The sequence below is a fragment of the Loigolactobacillus backii genome, from assembly GCF_003946275.1.
Taxonomy (GTDB): domain Bacteria; phylum Bacillota; class Bacilli; order Lactobacillales; family Lactobacillaceae; genus Loigolactobacillus; species Loigolactobacillus backii.
In genome coordinates this window covers 15305-32895 of the sequence record NZ_RHNQ01000028.1, presented here as the reverse complement: position 1 = coordinate 32895, position 17591 = coordinate 15305, and the positions used below count along the sequence as shown (strand labels likewise).

The following is a 17591-nucleotide window of genomic DNA, read 5'->3' as shown; positions in this document are numbered from 1 at the left end:
TTCAAGACACTTTAGAATCAATGTTTTAGTTCAAAGGTGAGAGGCTTTTTCATTTACACATAAAATTTGACACTCTCTTTTAATTTTTGCTGCTCCGCAATATAACATTTACAACTAACTTTATTCTTCAGTATTTAAAATGATAAATAACAAACTAGGAAGTGCTCCCCAGGCCGTACTAAAAATTACTTTTGTTAGTTTTTCTACCCATTTTGGCCTAAACGTATTTGAAAGAGCTGCTTCCTGTGCATTTCCAAACACTCCCTAGCTTTAACCTATTTACAAGGAGGACAAACATGACTTTTTTTTGGCTATTTTTTGATGTTTTAATCTTAATCAGTATTGCCGTCTCAGTTTACTGGCAATCACAGATTACCATCCGTGCTAAATATAATTTCAGCTCACTGATTTACGGTATGATTTTTGGTGTTCTATTAATGATGTATCCATCACCAGGTTTAATCTGGTTAGTTTTAGTTGCCGGTTTTATTCTGATGAATATTATTTCTGGTGTTGGCGGTCTGACTACAAACCGGATTATCGGTAATGGCTTCTTTTACCCAACGATCGTCCGCTTCAGTGATCTTGCCACCATCACATTAACCAATCAACCAATGCCTGGTCAACGCCATTTAGTTATTGCCATTTTTACCCTAAAACGTGGTCGTAACGTTCGCTTAAATTTTGGTCAATCAACGGAAGTTTTAATTGATGCACTACGTCCAAATTTACCAACGGAAGTTTCATTAGTTGTTCGTTAAAATTAAATTATCTACACTAAAAAAGAAGACTGGACCAAAATCAAATTTTGGCCCAGCCTTCTTTTTTATTTCCGAACATTACGCTAGAACATGTGCCAAAAGTCCGAGTTCACACGACTACAGCCAATCCAATAATCATAATACGGTTATTAGATTAGCCTACGTTACGCAGTAAGCCCAAAACCGACTTTTATCCCACTCCCAGCTTTCTTTTATTTAGAGTGTATCTTGAAACATCAAGTTGACTTGCTTAGTGCTCGGCTTAGTGTCCACTTCAACCACGATTCGTTTTAAATCTTTTTGAAAACTTTCGTTGGTAATTGAAGCACCTGTTTCGGCACGAATATCAGCAATTTCCATTTTATTCAATTCAAAATTTTGGGTAACGTAACGTGTCGTATAAAAATAATTATCGTAAATCTGCGCAAGAACTGTTAAAGGAATGTGCAGTGCCGCCTTGCGATCAGCTACTAGTTCGTAATCCGTCCGCATGACTGGCTGGCCCTCAATTAAAGCCGTTTGAAAAAATTCAGAAAGTTTCATTAAATAACCTCTTTAAAATTTTATTGAGCGGCTGGCCTAAACCACAGGTTGGGTCGCTCCATAAGCCATCATACCATACTACTTTGCCGCAGCAATTGCTTGAGCTAAATCATCAATCAAATCGGCCGTTCCTTCAATACCAACGGATAATCGCAACAAATTAGGCGTAATTCCTAGAGCTTGACGCCGTTTCTCCGTCATATCAGCGTGTGTTTGAACTGCAGGTACAGTTAGTAAGCTTTCCACGCCACCTAGACTTTCAGCAAACGAAACGACCTCTAAATGTTGTAAGAATTGATCAACACTATAATTTTCATTTAAGTAAAAACTAATCATTCCACCATGTCCGGGGTAAAGAACCTTGTCAATTGCGTTATTTTTCTTTAATATTTGGACAATTGCTTGGGCGTTTTCTTCTTGTTTCGCCAAACGTAGGGGTAACGTTTTCAAACTACGAATTAAGAGCCAACAGTCAAAAGGATCGAGATTGGCACCAGTCGTTATAAAGTTAAACCGTAATTTATCAGCAATCTCGTTGTTGCGCGTCATGACAGCTCCGGCCAACAAATCGTTATGCCCGCCAAGGTATTTCGTTGCGCTATGTAAGACGACATCGGCCCCTTCATTTAGTGGCTGCTGCAACAATGGGGTGTAAAACGTGTTATCAACAATTACTTGCACTGAGCCTTGGGCGTGAGCGAGCTGGGCGGTCTTTTCAATACTAATAATCTTCATCGTTGGATTCGATGGCGTCTCAATCCAAACTGCCTTTGTGGTCGGCTGTAATAAGTCTTGTAGCTTATCAAAATCTTGTCCATCCCATAAATCAAATTGAATGCCATAATTCTTCGTTAACAGATCAAAAAAGCGAAAAGATCCACCGTAAAGATCATCGGACGTAATAATTCGGTCACCCGTTTTAAATTGTGATAACACTAATTGAATTGCCGCCATCCCTGAAGTTAGGGCAAACGCATCAGTGGCATCTTCCAATTTAGCTAATGTTTGTTCCAAAACATCCCGCGTTGGTGTCGTTACGCGGGAATAGTCGTAACCCGTTGATTGCCCTAGGCCAGCGTGACGAAACGCCGTTGATAGATACAGTGGTGTTGAGACAACTCCTGTTTTTACATCATCCGTTCGATTGCCTGCCTGTGCTAAAATTGTTTCAATTGATCGTTTATTACTTTCTTTTGCCATCTTTTTTCGCTCCTTTAAAATAAAAAAAGCCCCTCAGCAAATTAATGCCAAAGGGCGCAACTGCGCGGTACCACCTTTATTTTAGAAAGTTATCTTTCTCTTCGGATCTAACAATCCTTAACCTGATAACGGCGGTTACCGCAACTACTTAACTTTCTGTAATTGGTTTCTCCAAGACCATTTTTCGGCCGCCGCCTACCCACTTCCAGCAACGTGGACTCTCTAGCTCATAAGGCAACCGTACTTATCTCTTCAGCAAAACTTCCTAGCGTTCTGTTTGGAAAATACTTTTAATAGTGTTTATCTAATTAATTTAGTGTAAACATGTTTGAAAAAACAGCTTCCTGTGCTTTTTCAAACACTCTCTAGCGTTATTATAGGACTGTTAAAATGAAAAGTAAATGAGACAGATTAAATTAATTTCATTTAAGAAAGGAACATATTAAATGCCTCAATTTAAAATTGGTTATTTGCTTACAGATTCAGTTACTCATTATCAGGAACAAATCACTTACGAAATTAATAACGATGGTTTAAATATTTTTCTGGCTTTAAATCAACCCACATTAAGTGAACGTACCGCCGTCCACACTGGCAAAATCAACTATACTGTCACGAAGTCTGATAACATTATCCTTAATCTACTACAATTTACACCGCTCAATTGGATGTTGGCTCCCTATAATCGCTTTTTAGAAACCAATTTTGATGTCAAAAAGTTTACTACCGAGGCTAATCATAACCAATTAAACGCTGATTTTATCTTTGTTGATGGAAGTACTGGTATTCTACTTGATTACAAAGTCCTCCAACTGGCACCTGCCTACTGGCAACGTTTGAGCCGCCTCATCGGCCAACAACAATTAATGCAACCAGAAACTTACAATCAGCGACTGGAGCAATTGCTCAAAAAACAACGGCCCAAGGACTGGCTAAATGGTTTACCGATCTATACTTTAGATCAATTATAAATCCAACTTTGGACTGAGCATATTTGCTGCGCAGGCTGCTAAAATATGGTATAAATTTTAAAACGGAGTGTGCTAAAAGTCGGTTTTGGGTTTACTGCGTAACGTAGGCTAATCCTCAGAGCCATGTTTCTTGCGGCACGAACTTTGCCACAAGAATGGCCATCGTTCGTAGCATCAAGATTATTAGCGGTCTAGGCTAATAATCCCCAATTGTGAAGTAGAATCTAATCGCTTTTTCAAACACTTCCGTTAGGCATGCGAACCCCGACTTTTAGCCCACGTTCTAGAGCAATATTCGCAAAAAAATAAGAAGCTAGGACTTTTGTCCCGGCCGCTACTTTCATTGGATGGGGGAAAGCCTATGAGTACAGCGACGTCACGCCGTTTAATTAATTTGATTTCACTTGCCGGTCTTGGAATTTCCATTTGGTTTACAATTTATTGTTTTCAATTAGGCGTTTTCAAGAATACTTCTGCCTTACAGGGCCTAGTTGAACAAGCTAAGTTTTTTGGTCCACTGCTTTTTATTGTTCTCCAAATTGTCCAAGTTGTGATTCCTATCATTCCAGGTGGAATCAGTTTGGCGGCTGGTGTCCTGATCTTTGGGCCAGTTGAAGGATTTGTCTACAACTACATTGGCATTGTTCTCGGTTCAATCATTGCCTTTCTTTTAGGACGTCGTTTTGGCAAACCACTTGTCCATCATTTAATCAACGATAAAATTTACAACAAATATATTGGTTGGCTTGATAATCAAAATCGCTTTACTAAGCTATTCGCCATTGCCATTTTCTTACCAGTGGCACCAGATGACGTTTTGTGTTTACTAGCCGGCCTGACAAAAATGTCACTTAAAACCTTTAGCTTAATTATTATCTTAGGTAAACCGGCCACCATTCTTGCCTATAGCTACGTGTTAGTTTACGGTGGTACCTTATTGAGCCACTTTATTTAGAACTAGTATTTTTCATACACGTTTACACTAACTTAGTCAGGTAAATACTTTCTATTCAATCTAATCCAAATAAAAAAGATAATTGTTTAAACCCTTCAAAATGGGCTTGAGCAATTACCTTTTTTAGGTTACGCTATTCAGCACTTAAAACTGGTAGGGCTGCTTTCATTTCCTGAGCGTACTTTTTTAAGGCTGGTGCCGCGTTAGTGCCATTTTGGGCCACAAGTTTTACGATCGCGCTGCCAACAATCACGCCGTCAGCAATTGCCCCAAGCTCACTTGCTTGTTCTGGCGTATGAACACCAAAACCAATTGCAGTTGGCGTGTCAGTATATTGCCGAATTTGTTGAATCAGTTGATGTAAATCCGTTTTGATTGTATTTCGCGTACCGGTAACGCCCATTGATGAAACGACGTAAATAAAACCGGTAGCGTGCTTCACAATTTTCTCAATTCGATGGCCTGAAGTTGGTGTTACTAGCGGAATTAAGTCAACAGCATACTTGGCCGCAATTGGCGCTAGATCACCCTTTTCTTCGTACGGCATATCGGGAATGATTAAACCAGACACCCCTAATTTTTGACAGCGAGCGCAAAATTTATCATAGCCGTATTTAAAGACAATATTTAAGTACGTTAAAAAGACTAACGGCACAGTCGTTTCCTTGCGAATTGCCGCAACAATTTCAAAAATCTTATCCGGGGTTACGCCGACTTTAAAAGCACGTAAATCAGCCTCTTGGATAACCGGGCCATCTGCTACTGGATCAGAAAAAGGAATACCTAATTCAACTAAATCGGCACCGCCCTCTGCTAAAGCAACCACATTTTTCACCGTGCTGTCTGCGTCTGGATCATCGGCAACAACAAAACCGATAAACGCTTTTTTATTTTGAAAAACTTTCGCTAGTTCACTCATTAATATCAACTCCCCGATATTTTGCGATTGAGGCAACATCTTTGTCCCCGCGTCCAGATAAAGTGCAAATGATTACTTGGTCCTTACGCATTTTTGGTGCCATCTTTTCAACGTATGCAACTGCATGGGAACTTTCAATTGCCGCAATGATTCCTTCCGTTTTAGCAATGTATTCGAACGCATCAACGGCCTCATCATCAGTAATACCGACGTACTGGGCCCGACCACTTGCATTTAAAGCAGCATGTTCTGGTCCAACACCTGGATAATCAAGCCCAGCAGAAATGGAATAGACTTTATCAATTTGGCCAAACTTATCTTGTAGGAATACAGATTTCATACCGTGAAAAATACCTGTGGAACCTCTCTCTAGCGTTGCTGCCGTTTGATCGGTATCAACACCACGGCCGGCTGCTTCACAACCAATGAGCTGCACGCTAGGATCGTTAATAAATTCCGCGAAGCTCCCAATGGCGTTACTACCGCCGCCAACACAAGCAACAATCGCATCTGGCAGCTTACCGGTTTCCTTTAAAATTTGTGCTCGTGCCTCACGACTGATAACACTTTGAAAATCACGGACCATCTCGGGAAACGGATGGGGTCCAACAGCCGAGCCAATGACGTAAAAAGTATCATCTACCCGACTAGCCCATTCCTGCATCGCCGCGTTAATTGCGTCCTTTAAGACCATTGAACCGCTCGTCACCGAATGAACTTTAGCACCTAATAACTCCATTCGGTAAACGTTTAATTTTTGCCTGTCAGTATCCATTTTACCCATGTAAATTTCACAGGACATACCGAACAAGGCTGCAATTGTGGCCGTAGCAACACCGTGTTGACCGGCGCCCGTTTCAGCGATTAAACGTGTTTTTCCCAAACGCTTAGCCAACAATGCTTGACCGATAACATTATTGATTTTATGAGCCCCAGTGTGATTTAAATCCTCACGCTTAAAGTAGATTTGCGCACCCCCTAAATCATCACTCATTCGCTTTGCGTGGTACAACAGTGATGGTCGATTGGCGTAGTTATTTAGTAGGTCGGTTAACTCTTTTTGAAATTTAGGGTCATTTTTTGCTTCATTAATAGGTTGTCTCAATTCGTTCTAATTCAGTCATTAGCGTTTCTGGAATATATTGACCACCATAAATGCCGTAACGTCCTTTTTTTTGTTTTTCAATCATTTTTTCGTTCCCCTTTATTAATGGTTTCCGTGGACTAATTGAACCATTTGCTGCATTTTAACCGGATCTTTAACGTTTGCTGTTTCAATCCCGCTAGAGACATCAATCACAGCTGGCGCAACTGTCGTGATTGCTTGTTTCACATTGGCCAGTGTAATGCCGCCAGCTAAAAAGATTGGTTGCTTAACGTTTGCCGGTATTTTCTGCCAGGCAAACGTTTTGCCAGCACCTTTACCACCATCAAACATTACAGCATCGGCCCTAGTTGATTGATAGGTTTGTTGTTGTAGATTAACAACCTGAATCACCTTTGCGCCAGCTTGCTGCAAAGTTTGAACGGTCGTCTCATCTTCTTGCCCGTGCAATTGGATAATTGTAATTGCTCCACTTTGGTAGGCCGCCAACATAGTTGCAATTGGCGCGTTAACAAACACCCCAACACTTTTAATCTGTGCCGCTAATTGTTGCCGGAACTTCAGCGCAGTCGCTAAATTAATTTGCCGGTGACTTTTAGCAAAGACGAACCCGGCATAATCTGGTTGGACCGCGTTTGCCGCACTAATATCCTGCGGTCGAAATAATCCACATAACTTAACCTTGGTCATGCCAGCACCTGGCCTTTTAATTGGGCCAACATTTGTACCTTATTCGTTGCCCGCATCATGGTCTCACCAATTAAAACGCCGTTAATACCGTCTTGGCGCAGGCGGTCAACATCGGCGGCAGTCTTAACGCCGCTTTCCGAAATAAAGGCAATTTGACTTGGCACTAAACGCCGTAAACGTAAACTCGTTTGTAAATCTACCGTAAAGTCCTTTAAATTACGATTATTTACGCCGATGATCCGTGCACCGGCTGTTAGGGCTTGTTGTACTTCTTGTTCATCATGAGCCTCAACAATCGCTGAAAGCCCTAAACTCGTTGCCAATTCTAAATAGTTTTTTAACTGCTCTGGGCTTAAAATCGCACAAATCAACAAGATGACTTGAGCACCATTAGCCTTTGCTTGATAGATCATGTAAGAATCAATCGTAAAATCTTTGCGCAAAACTGGCACTGGCACCTGAGCGGCAACTTCCTTTAAATACTTCAACTGACCTTTAAAATAAGTGGGCTCAGTTAAAACTGAAATTGCTTCAACTCCGGCGGCTACATAGTCTTGAGCAATTTGCAGATAAGGAAAATCGGCAGCAATTTCGCCCTTTGAAGGGGAAGCCTTTTTGATTTCGCAAATAAAATGTAAACCAGGTTGGTGCAACATTTTCTCAAAAGGGAAGTTAGTTGTTTTAGGTATTTTTGCAACCTGTTGTTGTAATTTCGCCAATGGTAAATGTTGTTTATCCCTTGTAACTCGCACCTTAGTGACTTTAACTAAATCATCTAAAATCATGCGGCCACCGCTTCCTGGCTAAGTTGAATAAAGGCAGCAAGTTTAGCTGCAGCCTTACCGGAATCAATGGTTTTGGCCGCTAAATCAATGGCCTGTTGAAGCGTTAACTCAGGATGCGCAATGTGCAATGCACAGCCAGCGTTCATTAAAACAACATCCCGTTGTGGTCCTTTTTTACCGGCTAAAATATCCCGCGTGATTTGGGCATTATCGGCTGGCGTACCCCCAACTAAATCGGCCGGTTGACAACGTTTCAAACCAAATTGTTCAGGAGTAATAGCGTAAGAACTAAATTCTCCTTGTTGCAATTCACAAACCTGTGTTGGCCCAGTTAACGAAACCTCATCCAATCCATCGGCACCGTGAACAACCATTGCGTTCTTAACCCCAAGCTGTTGTAATACGTGAGCCATTGGTTCTAAGAGTGATTGATCATAAACACCTAAAAGCTGCATTGTTGCCCCTGCTGGATTTGCTAGCGGCCCAAGGATGTTGAATAAAGTATGAATGCCCAAACTCTTACGTACTGGTGCAACGTATTTCATCGCCTGATGATATTCCTGAGCAAACAAGAAACAAATTCCAATTTTGTGTAAAATGGCTTCACTCGCTTCTGGGGTAACGTCGATTTTAACACCCAGTGCTTCTAGGACATCAGCGGCACCGCTACGACTTGAAGCTGCCCGGTTACCGTGTTTAGCAACCGGAGTTCCAGCGGCCGCAATCACTAAGGCAGAAGTTGTTGAAATATTGAAAGAATTAGAATGATCACCGCCAGTTCCGACAATTTCTAAAACAGGTTCCTGAGCATCAAATTGCAACGCATGGGCACGCATTGCACTGGCTGAACCAGCAATCTCCGCGATCGTTTCGTGTTTCATTGCCAAGGCCGTTAGAAGACTGGCAATCTGGCTATCCACCGCTTTACCACTCATAATTTCATCAATCACTTGTTCTGCCTGTTCAAAAGTCAAATCCTGTTGGTCAGTTACTGTTTTAATCGCTTCTTTAATCATACTAATTCCTCCAATTTTGTTTTACATTATCATGTCTGTCTATTAGTCGATTCAATGATGCGTTGCCACCGTTTTCCGGGTAATTGTTGCATGGTTTTCACTCCTTAGTTAGATAGTGTTTGAAAAGGCGGTTAGATTACGGAGAATAGCCTAGTTTGCCGAATTATTCGCAAAGCGGATGATTTGGTGAACGTCGCTATTCGGAGTAATCTGCCTTTTCAAACACGTTTACGCCGAGTCTCTTGAAAAAATCATTAAAAACACCGCTAAAAAAATCCGCCCATAACAATTTCTTGTTAAGGACGGATTTTTCCGCGGTGCCACCTTAATTCAGTCACGAAATTAGTCTATTCCAAAAAAAGATAAACTAACTAATCTCGTCACTACGCTTAGCAAGGGACAAACATCCCTCCGGCAACTGACGCGTGCCTGACGTCAAACTGTAATAAGAGTGAGAAAAAAGACGGTTAGCTTCTGAGGATTAGCCTAATAAGGCGGCTTGGTCATGCAATGACCGAGACGACTTATGTAGCTAACCGCAGGAAGCTGTCTTTTTTCTCACGTTTCCATTCCGGTGAAACTGCTTCTACCTAGATTGTGGAAACGTGGCCCAAAAGACAGATTACTCCGAATAGCGACGTTCACCAAATCATCCGCTTCGCGAATAATTCAGCAAACAAGGCTATTCTCCGTAATCTAACCGTCTTTTGGTCCACTCTTTTCGAGTTTGCCCTCGGTGGTCCATTTAATTGTCTGCGTTCGACTGCCATTCTCAGCACCGGCAACTCTCTTTACGTGCACAACAATCTTGATCTCCACCTCATCGGTTTTTGAACGATATTTGATTGACACTAACATTAAAACTAACTGTGTAATTTGTCAATATATTTTTAAAAACTAATTTAATATTAATCTTTCAACTTTCACAAACAGCCAAAAAGTTTCTCACAATTTGGCGACCCACCGTTTCATCAGTCATGATTGATTCGGGATGGAACTGAACACCATAAACTTGGTGTTCTTCATCGGCTAAGGCCATAATCTCACCCTTGGCCGTTTTTGCCGTAATCTGTAAGTTAGTTGGAAAATTTGCCTGCGCCGCAATTAACGAATGATAGCGCGCAGCCTGAAATTTAGTAGGACAAGCATTAAACAACGTACTTGCTTGTTGTACCATAATTTCTGATGGCTTACCGTGCATCAATTGTGCCGCGGCGACGACCTGCCCACCATACGCGACACAAATGGCTTGGTGTCCGAGGCAAACACCAAATAATGGTATTTTACCAGCAAACTTTTCAACAACTGCCAAGGTCACTCCAGCATCCTCTGGTCGGCCAGGCCCTGGAGAAAGAATAATACCGCTTGGGTTCAGGTCCGCAATCTGTGTTGTCGTCAGTTGATCATTTTTTACCACACGAACTTCTTCTTGGGTCATTTGACCAACAAGTTGGTACAAATTATAAGTAAAACTATCGTAATTATCAATTATTAACAGCATAGTGCACCTCCTGTTTTGCGACTTGTTGCAAAGCCGTCACAACTGACCGTGCCTTATTGTTAAATTCTTGATATTCGTATTTGGCAATGCTGTCCGCCACAATACCAGCACCGGAATGGACCACTAGATTAGTTCCTTTTCGATAAGCCAAACGAATGCCAATACATAAGTCCAAGTCACCATCAAAATCCAAATAACCAAGACAACCACCGTACAAGCCACGCTTATTTTGTTCCAGTTCATTGATCAACTGCATGGCACGAACTTTAGGCGCTCCGGATAAGGTCCCTGCTGGCATCAAGGCATCGAGAATATCAATGCTAGATTGATCTGATCTGACCTCGCTTTCAATTGTTGAACCAAGGTGCATCACTTGGCTAAACCGTAATAATTGGCGACAGCTAGTAACCTTAACACTACCAAAACGACTAACCCGGCCTAAATCGTTTCGGCCTAAATCGATTAACATATTGTGCTCAGATAATTCCTTTTCACTATGTTGCAGCTCTGCAGCCAGGCGTCGATCTTCGGCCTCCGTTTTACCGCGACGTCGAGTGCCAGCCAACGGATAGGTCACTAATTGTGTTCCCTGTCGACTAATTAAAGTTTCTGGTGAGGCCCCTAATGCTTCAAAATCACCATCCTGAAAATAGAATTGATACGGCGATGGGCTTTGGTGAAATAAGGTTGGTGCTGCGGCAAATAAACTACCGGCCATATCCGCGTGCTGTGGATTAGATAGAATTAACTGAAAAATATCTCCCGCGACAATATGTTGTTTGGTTTGTTCAACTAAATTCGTAAAGGTTGGCAAATTAAACTGCAGTTGTAAGGCTGATTTTAGTTGTAAAGTTACCGGGACAAAACTCTGTTGTAATTGTAGAATAGTTCGTTTTAATTTACCAAGTTGCACCTGTACCTGTTCAAATCGATTATTTAATTCATTTGTTGGTACAATCTGGCTTAACGTCACAATTTTAGTCCGTTGATTATAAGCAATAACTTGATCGGCCAATAACAGATCAACATCATCCAATTGATAAGGATCACTGACACTGGACGATAACGTTGGGTTAGCGTACTGACCATAATCGTAGGCAAAGTAACCTACCAGTCCCCCTTGAAAAGGTGGTGAATCTGGTAATTTAGGCGTTCTAAACCTGTTCAATAATTCTTCTAGGTAAGGTTTAATTGCTGTCTTTTTAGTTGTTGTCTTTCCATTTTTGATTACCGTTAATTGCCCGTTGCGGTAATGGATTTTCATTTTAGGTTGATAGCCAATAAAGGTATAACCATCTAACTTCGGCTTTGGTGCACCCGTTAGTAAATAACTAGTATGTCCCTGTTGGCGCAAGTGGCTGACCAAATTAAGTGGGTTAAACTGCAATACTTTAAACTGCATCGTTACTGGAACTGCTGGATAATCAGCATAAATTGCTAAATCTTCTTTTTTCATTTTTAATCGCCTCACAATTGATTTTTCTAAGTTGCCATCAATTGTAAACGCCATCGTTTTCCAGGTAATTGCTGCATAGTTTTCACTCCTTAGTTAGATAGTGTTTGAAAAGGCGGTTAGATTCTGAGGATTACTAACGATGTCGATCGGACTAAGGTGAACCGAAGTCCGAATCGCAGCCTAAACAGACGAATTACCTTTGAAAAAGGTGATTTGGCTGTTGTAGCTAACCGCAGGAATCTGCCTTTTCAAACACGTTTACGTCGAATCTCTTAAAAAAATCATTAAACTAGTTTCAAACTAATGATTCATTAAAAAAACACCGCGAAAAAAATCCGCCCATAACAATCTCTTGTTAAGGACGGATTTTTCCGCGGTGCCACCTTAATTCAGTCACGAAATTAGTCTATTCCAAAAAAAGATAAACTAACTAATCTCGTCACTACGCTTAGCAAGGGACAAACATCCCTCCGGCAACTGACGCGTGCCTGACGTCAAACTGTAATAAGAGTGAGAAAAAAGCTGCTCAACTTCTTCTAGGCTAGCTGGAAGAAGTTAGCTTTTTTCTCACGTTTCCATTCCGGTGAAACTGCCTCTACCTGGATTATGGAAACGTGGCCCAAAAGACAGATTACTCCGAATAGCGACGTTCACCAAATCATCCGCTTCGCGAATAATTCGGCAAACTAGGCTATTCTCCGTAATCTAACCGTCTTTTGGTCCACTCTTTTCGAGTTTGCCCTCGGTGGTCCATTTAATTGTCTGCGTTCGACTGCCATTCTCAGCACCGGCAACTCTCTTTACGTGCACAACAATCTTGATCTCCACCTCATCGGTTTTTGATGCTATTTATTGTTTCAAAGCATAGAAGACTACTAACTCTTTGTCAACTATTTTTTATAAAACAAATTCAGCATTTATTATTGGTATATACCCCATTATCAAGACCAACAGCCGTTGAGTGGATATCATCGTATAATTGGTATCCTAAAAAGAAAGCGCTATAATGGCCTTATAAATATGAATTTAAAAATTTAAGGAGTTTTCACTTTATGAATGAAACTGATCTTGCTTTACTAAAAGCTAAGTACCCAACTAAGACTGCACTTGCCACCGAGCTCATTAACCTCGAGGCAATTTTGAATTTACCAAAAAGTACTGAGGCCTTTATAAGTGATATCCACGGTGAATACGATGCATTTCAACACGTTTTACGCAGTGGCTCTGGTAACGTCAAACAAAAAGTTGCGGCCCTTTTTGCTGGAAAAATGACAAAAAATAAAATTAGCAACTTTTCATTTTTGATCTATTACCCGAAAGAACGGTTAACGGCCATTAAAAAGCGCTACGCTAGTAACGAAGAGCTTTGCCAGTGGTACCTAGACACCTTTACACGTCTAATCTCATTACTCCACTTTGTCTCAACAAAGTACACCCGCTCTAAAGTTCGAAAGGCATTAAAACCAGAGTTTGTTTACATCACTGAGGAGCTACTCTACGCCGATTTAGATAGCGTTGATAAATTACAGTACTATAGCAAAATCACCGAAAATATCATTACTTTAGGTCAGGCCGACGCCTTTATTATCGCAACTTGCCATAGCATTCAACAATTGGTCGTTGATCATTTACACATTGTTGGTGACATTTATGATCGTGGGCCTTACCCGGACAAGATCATGGAACGACTAATGCAGCATCATTCCTTAGATATTCAGTGGGGTAATCATGATATTCTTTGGCTGGGTGCCGTCTCTGGCTCGCAGCTTTGTTTAGCAAATTTACTGCGAATCTGTGCACGTTACAATAATTTAAGTATTATCGAGGACGCTTACGGCATTAATTTACGCCACTTAGCGTTGTTTGCCGAAAAACATTACCAAGATAATCCAGCATTTCAACCAAAGCTAATGCACAATGAGCGCCCATTATCGGCCGCCGAAAAATTGCAGATAACACAAATTCACCAAGCAATTGCCGTAATTCAATTTAAGCTAGAAGGCCCGGCCATTGCCCGGCGACCTGAATTCAACATGGCCCACCGCGCGATGTTAGATAAAATCGACTACGCCAAGCAAACAATTGAGCTAAAAGGCAAAACTTACCAGTTAGAGAATACCTGTTTTCAAACCATTGATCCTAAAGCACCCTATCAATTAACCCCAGAAGAACAAGATTTAATTGATCAGCTTACAACTGCGTTCATGCAGTCCGATAAATTACGCCGGCACATGGCATTCTTGGTAAAAAAAGGTAGTATGTACCTCACTTACAACGATAATTTGATTTTTCACGGCTGTATTCCCGTGGACGATAAAGGCAAGTTTCAAACTTTCCGCCTAAACGGAAAAGATTACGCAGGTCCAGAACTACTAACCGTTTTCGAAAAAAATTTGCGCGAAAGCTTTGCGCACCCACATACGACAAACGACCAGGCAACTGATCTCCTTTGGTATTTATGGACTGGACCTTTATCACCACTATTTGGCAAACATGACATGACCACGTTTGAGCGCTATTTTATTGCGGACAAAGAAACGCACTTTGAAGCGCCGAACGCTTACTATCGATTACGCCACGAAACTTGGTTTATGGACCAACTATTAGAAGCCTTTGGACTTGATCCAAACACTGGCCACATTATTAACGGTCACACACCTGTCAAAAAGGGCCAGAGTCCAATTATGGCGGATCGAAAAATGCTAGTTATTGATGGTGGCTTTTCTAAGCCTTACCACAAAACAACCGGCATTGGTGGCTACACACTGCTATATAATTCTTACGGAATGCAATTGGTGACCCACCAGCCATTCACTTCACGAGCAGATGCAATTGCAAATCTAACCGATATTATTTCCACTAAACGAGTTGTAGATCAAGTCAGTCACCGTAAAATGGTGGCCCAAACCGATATTGGAAAAAAGCTCATTAAACAAGTTCGCCTGTTAAAGGAACTAATGCTCACAAAATAAGAATTAATTATTATTTTGTTTATTCTGTTTATCTATTGGAACTTATGGTATTCTTTCTAGGTGTCTTCGTTAATTGTTTACACAATTACTATAAGATAAACTAAAAATAAATGAACATGTTTCCAACAACAGGAGGTCTAGTTTTGGACTATGAACAATTAATGCTGACAAAGACTGATTATTCATTCTATCAGTTTTATGAATTATTAGATAAAATTCGGCCGGCAGTCTATACCGTCAATGAATTGGCGGAACGTACCGAGATGTCTTATCAGAAGACTTATAACATGGTGCAAGACATCAATCAGCAAGTACAAGCCTATTTGCCAGAACAAAAATCATTTTTGACTGAACATGGTGGCGTGGATACACGCAAACTATTTGTATCATTAGATCGTTACCGTTTTGAAATTATTCAGGCTAACCTACCATTCAAATTGCTTTGGTACATGCTGACCACGGAGAACCCCACCATTGAAATCTTTTGTAAGGACAATGATGTTAGTAAATCGACTGTTTTTCGTAAACTTAAGTTATTCAATGATTTTCTAAAACGTTTTAAACTACACATGCGCTATAAAAATTTAGCAATTGTCGGTGACGAACGCTATACTCGGTTGGTGCTTTATCAAGTTATGCGTATTACTGCACGGGAACAGTCCATTAACATTTTTCCACCAGAGCTGCGCGAAGAAGTTCAACAAGTCCACAACCTTATCTTTCAAAATATTGATGTGTTTGAAGAATTACATGACACTGAGGATATTGACTTTGTTGTTGCAATCTTTTTACTTCGTGAGCACCACGGCTTTTACGTTAATAATGATTCTCGCTACCAAGCACTAACGGCCGAAAATCCTAATTATAATATCGATGTCTTGGCTCCAATGCTAGATGTTCCCGAAAATCGACTGGCTGGTGAACTTAATTTTGCTTTCTTCTTACTGAATTATCCGCCAATTTTCCGTGATGCTAACAGCAACTTTTTGCAACGAACTTTGAGATTTTATTCACGTACAGAAAACATTATTTGGTCACTAGTTACCGACTGCCTTAAAGTGATACAACATAATGATTTTAACGACGAAGTTGACTTAACTCAAGATCGACTCCTTCTAGGTAATTTATTAAATACAACTTTAGGTTCATACATTTTACGGGGACCTTTTCCTGCATTTACTTATGTGCCAATTAATGATTCAGTTCTTCGTTTCGGAAAAAACAAATTGTACCTAGATATTGATTATTATTTTAATCATCTACCGCAGAATTTTCGCGCATTTTCTTCCGTTAAGGATCAATTAATTAACGCTTTCTATCAATTCATCATGCGTAATTATGTTAGTTACGATAAGAATTACCAGCTGAAAATTGGCCTTTACATGGAAGAAAGTAATCTGACGTACCAGGACTATCGCGACCTGTTAAACGGTATTCCTTACTTTAAAGTAGCACCTTACTTCACAAAATTCGCCGAACAATATGATGTGGTTGTAACAACTTCTGCATCACTTTATCGAAAACACGCCCAGCGCGGTAACTACTTCTTCTTTGATGTTGAAACTAGCGATATTTTAGGCGGTTTGTACCAGCAATTGCAGACCTACTACGCTAAGCACATCTTAGGCGGACATTTAAAGAACAGCACCTCAGCTAGTAAAACAAAACCCGCTGGCCAAGATGATACTTCTTCGGAAAATTAGAAATCACTTTTGAAGAACTAGATTTCTGCATTTTACCAAACTTTTTATAATAATAATTGACTTCACACGACAATCTAAAAAGTGACCCAGGAAGCGTAAGAATTAGACAACTAATTTCTACGCTTCCTGGGTCATTTCTTTTGCAAGTTACTTAACTTTTTTAATGTTTTTCGGTAAAATGAAGACTACTCAGGAGGCATTCAAATGACAGCCAAACTTATTGCATTAGACCTTGACGGCACAACGCTTAATAATAACGGACAGCTTAGCCAAAAAACAACCCGGATACTTAAGGCAGCTAGTCATGCCGGTCATAAAGTTGTGATTACAACTGGCCGCCCGGACAATATCAGCGAAAACTTTTACGATGAACTCGACCTGACAACCCCGATGATTAATTTTAACGGTGGTTTAATCCACATTCCTCATCACCACTGGGCCGCAGAGTACCAAGCAACTTTGCAAACCAAACTAGTACTCGCTTTACTAGAGCTCAAGAAACGCTTTGCCTTAAAGGCCATTGTAGCTGAGGGAAAGCAGTTTATTCTAACTGATCGACCTTTTCAGGACATTCCGTTTATGCCAAATATGCTACACCCAAAAGTACTGCTCAATTCGGCGAGTTTAAAGCAAGAGCCAATTTCAGTCACTCTTTTTACTAATGCACTAACCTTCCCCGCACTTCAGCAAACAATCCAATCAGAGTTTCCAATGGTTGTTGCGCAAACTTGGGGTGCCTGGAACGGTGATAATGCGGCCTTAGAAATCGTAAAAAAGGCTACTCGCAAGTCTACTGGTATTCATTACTTACTTAATCATTTCAATATGACGGCCAACAACGTCATTGCGTTTGGTGATGATTTTAATGATCAAGATATGCTAGAATCTGCCGGCTGGGGTGTCGCTATGGCTAACGCTCAACCAGCGGTGAAGGCCGCCGCCAATACTGTGATTGCGGAAACAAATGACGAAGACGGCGTTGCTAACTACTTACGAAATTATCTAGCCCTATAA

Annotated in this window: 14 protein-coding genes and 1 pseudogene; 6 read left to right on the top strand and 9 right to left on the bottom strand. The window is 40.8% G+C overall.

What is annotated here, in order from left to right:
* Positions 1-296: 296 nt before the first annotated feature.
* Positions 297-761, top strand: a complete 465-nt coding sequence (locus tag EKM61_RS06580; RefSeq protein ID WP_068222171.1) for a hypothetical protein — start codon at positions 297-299, stop codon at positions 759-761.
* Between the two features lie 216 nt (positions 762-977).
* Here EKM61_RS06580 and EKM61_RS06575 read toward each other — a convergent pair whose 3' ends face one another.
* Positions 978-1304, bottom strand: a complete 327-nt coding sequence (locus EKM61_RS06575; protein WP_068222166.1) for a hypothetical protein — start codon at positions 1302-1304, stop codon at positions 978-980.
* Positions 1305-1382: 78 nt separating this feature from the next.
* Positions 1383-2504: an aminotransferase class I/II-fold pyridoxal phosphate-dependent enzyme gene (locus tag EKM61_RS06570; RefSeq protein WP_068222163.1), complete on the bottom strand. Its 1122-nt coding sequence runs from the start codon at positions 2502-2504 to the stop codon at positions 1383-1385.
* Positions 2505-2950: 446 nt separating this feature from the next.
* Between EKM61_RS06570 and EKM61_RS06565 the strand changes: the two genes are divergently transcribed.
* Together EKM61_RS06565 and EKM61_RS06560 are read left to right on the top strand one after the other, a co-directional pair.
* Positions 2951-3475, top strand: a complete 525-nt coding sequence (locus EKM61_RS06565) for a hypothetical protein (protein ID WP_068222160.1) — start codon at positions 2951-2953, stop codon at positions 3473-3475.
* Positions 3476-3836: 361 nt separating this feature from the next.
* Positions 3837-4430 (top strand): TVP38/TMEM64 family protein, encoded by a 594-nt coding sequence (locus tag EKM61_RS06560; RefSeq protein ID WP_068222157.1) that lies wholly within the window; start codon positions 3837-3839, stop codon positions 4428-4430.
* 133 nt (positions 4431-4563) lie between these two features.
* On the opposite strand, the gene trpA is transcribed toward EKM61_RS06560, so the two are convergent.
* The 7 genes and pseudogenes from trpA to EKM61_RS06525 all read right to left on the bottom strand — a co-directional run bounded on the left by trpA (position 4564) and on the right by EKM61_RS06525 (position 11902).
* A complete protein-coding gene (gene trpA, locus EKM61_RS06555; RefSeq protein ID WP_068222154.1) occupies positions 4564-5349 on the bottom strand; it encodes a tryptophan synthase subunit alpha in 786 nt (261 codons plus the stop codon).
* A pseudogene (trpB, locus tag EKM61_RS06550) lies at positions 5342-6539 on the bottom strand (tryptophan synthase subunit beta). Before trpB ends, trpA begins: the two are co-directional and overlap by 8 nt.
* Before the next feature lie 17 nt (positions 6540-6556).
* Positions 6557-7144 carry a phosphoribosylanthranilate isomerase gene (locus tag EKM61_RS06545; protein WP_068222150.1) on the bottom strand — a complete coding sequence of 196 codons (588 nt, stop codon included), beginning with the start codon at positions 7142-7144 and terminating at the stop codon, positions 6557-6559.
* Positions 7141-7929 carry an indole-3-glycerol phosphate synthase TrpC gene (trpC, locus tag EKM61_RS06540; RefSeq protein ID WP_068222148.1) on the bottom strand — a complete coding sequence of 263 codons (789 nt, stop codon included), beginning with the start codon at positions 7927-7929 and terminating at the stop codon, positions 7141-7143. Before trpC ends, EKM61_RS06545 begins: the two co-directional genes overlap by 4 nt.
* Positions 7926-8945: an anthranilate phosphoribosyltransferase gene (gene trpD, locus EKM61_RS06535; protein WP_068222145.1), complete on the bottom strand. Its 1020-nt coding sequence runs from the start codon at positions 8943-8945 to the stop codon at positions 7926-7928. The genes trpC and trpD overlap by 4 nt, the downstream gene beginning before the upstream one ends.
* Before the next feature lie 916 nt (positions 8946-9861).
* Complete coding sequence (locus tag EKM61_RS06530) at positions 9862-10446, bottom strand: anthranilate synthase component II (protein WP_068222142.1); 585 nt, start codon at positions 10444-10446, stop codon at positions 9862-9864.
* Positions 10430-11902: an anthranilate synthase component I family protein gene (locus tag EKM61_RS06525; protein ID WP_068226171.1), complete on the bottom strand. Its 1473-nt coding sequence runs from the start codon at positions 11900-11902 to the stop codon at positions 10430-10432. The genes EKM61_RS06530 and EKM61_RS06525 overlap by 17 nt, the downstream gene beginning before the upstream one ends.
* Before the next feature lie 1052 nt (positions 11903-12954).
* Here EKM61_RS06525 and EKM61_RS06520 point away from each other — a divergent pair.
* The 3 genes from EKM61_RS06520 to EKM61_RS06510 all read left to right on the top strand — a co-directional run bounded on the left by EKM61_RS06520 (position 12955) and on the right by EKM61_RS06510 (position 17591).
* Positions 12955-14874: a fructose-bisphosphatase class III gene (locus EKM61_RS06520; protein ID WP_068222139.1), complete on the top strand. Its 1920-nt coding sequence runs from the start codon at positions 12955-12957 to the stop codon at positions 14872-14874.
* Positions 14875-15017: 143 nt separating this feature from the next.
* Positions 15018-16577 (top strand): helix-turn-helix domain-containing protein, encoded by a 1560-nt coding sequence (locus tag EKM61_RS06515; protein ID WP_068222134.1) that lies wholly within the window; start codon positions 15018-15020, stop codon positions 16575-16577.
* 204 nt (positions 16578-16781) lie between these two features.
* The gene (locus tag EKM61_RS06510) at positions 16782-17591 is read left to right on the top strand and encodes a Cof-type HAD-IIB family hydrolase (protein WP_068222131.1); all 810 of its coding nucleotides are present in this window, start codon (positions 16782-16784) and stop codon (positions 17589-17591) included.

Bases quoted from the DNA above. Each gene is read 5' to 3' on its own strand.
- EKM61_RS06520 (WP_068222139.1), top strand. From the start codon at position 12,955: ATGAATGAAACTGATCTTGCTTTACTAAAAGCTAAGTACCCAACTAAG.
- EKM61_RS06575 (WP_068222166.1), bottom strand. From the start codon at position 1,304: ATGAAACTTTCTGAATTTTTTCAAACGGCTTTAATTGAGGGCCAGCCA.
- EKM61_RS06560 (WP_068222157.1), top strand. From the start codon at position 3,837: ATGAGTACAGCGACGTCACGCCGTTTAATTAATTTGATTTCACTTGCC.
- EKM61_RS06580 (WP_068222171.1), top strand. From the start codon at position 297: ATGACTTTTTTTTGGCTATTTTTTGATGTTTTAATCTTAATCAGTATT.
- EKM61_RS06530 (WP_068222142.1), bottom strand. From the start codon at position 10,446: ATGCTGTTAATAATTGATAATTACGATAGTTTTACTTATAATTTGTAC.
- EKM61_RS06570 (WP_068222163.1), bottom strand. From the start codon at position 2,504: ATGGCAAAAGAAAGTAATAAACGATCAATTGAAACAATTTTAGCACAG.
- EKM61_RS06525 (WP_068226171.1), bottom strand. From the start codon at position 11,902: ATGAAAAAAGAAGATTTAGCAATTTATGCTGATTATCCAGCAGTTCCA.
- trpD (WP_068222145.1), bottom strand. From the start codon at position 8,945: ATGATTAAAGAAGCGATTAAAACAGTAACTGACCAACAGGATTTGACT.
- EKM61_RS06510 (WP_068222131.1), top strand. From the start codon at position 16,782: ATGACAGCCAAACTTATTGCATTAGACCTTGACGGCACAACGCTTAAT.
- EKM61_RS06565 (WP_068222160.1), top strand. From the start codon at position 2,951: ATGCCTCAATTTAAAATTGGTTATTTGCTTACAGATTCAGTTACTCAT.
- EKM61_RS06545 (WP_068222150.1), bottom strand. From the start codon at position 7,144: ATGACCAAGGTTAAGTTATGTGGATTATTTCGACCGCAGGATATTAGT.
- trpC (WP_068222148.1), bottom strand. From the start codon at position 7,929: ATGATTTTAGATGATTTAGTTAAAGTCACTAAGGTGCGAGTTACAAGG.
- trpA (WP_068222154.1), bottom strand. From the start codon at position 5,349: ATGAGTGAACTAGCGAAAGTTTTTCAAAATAAAAAAGCGTTTATCGGT.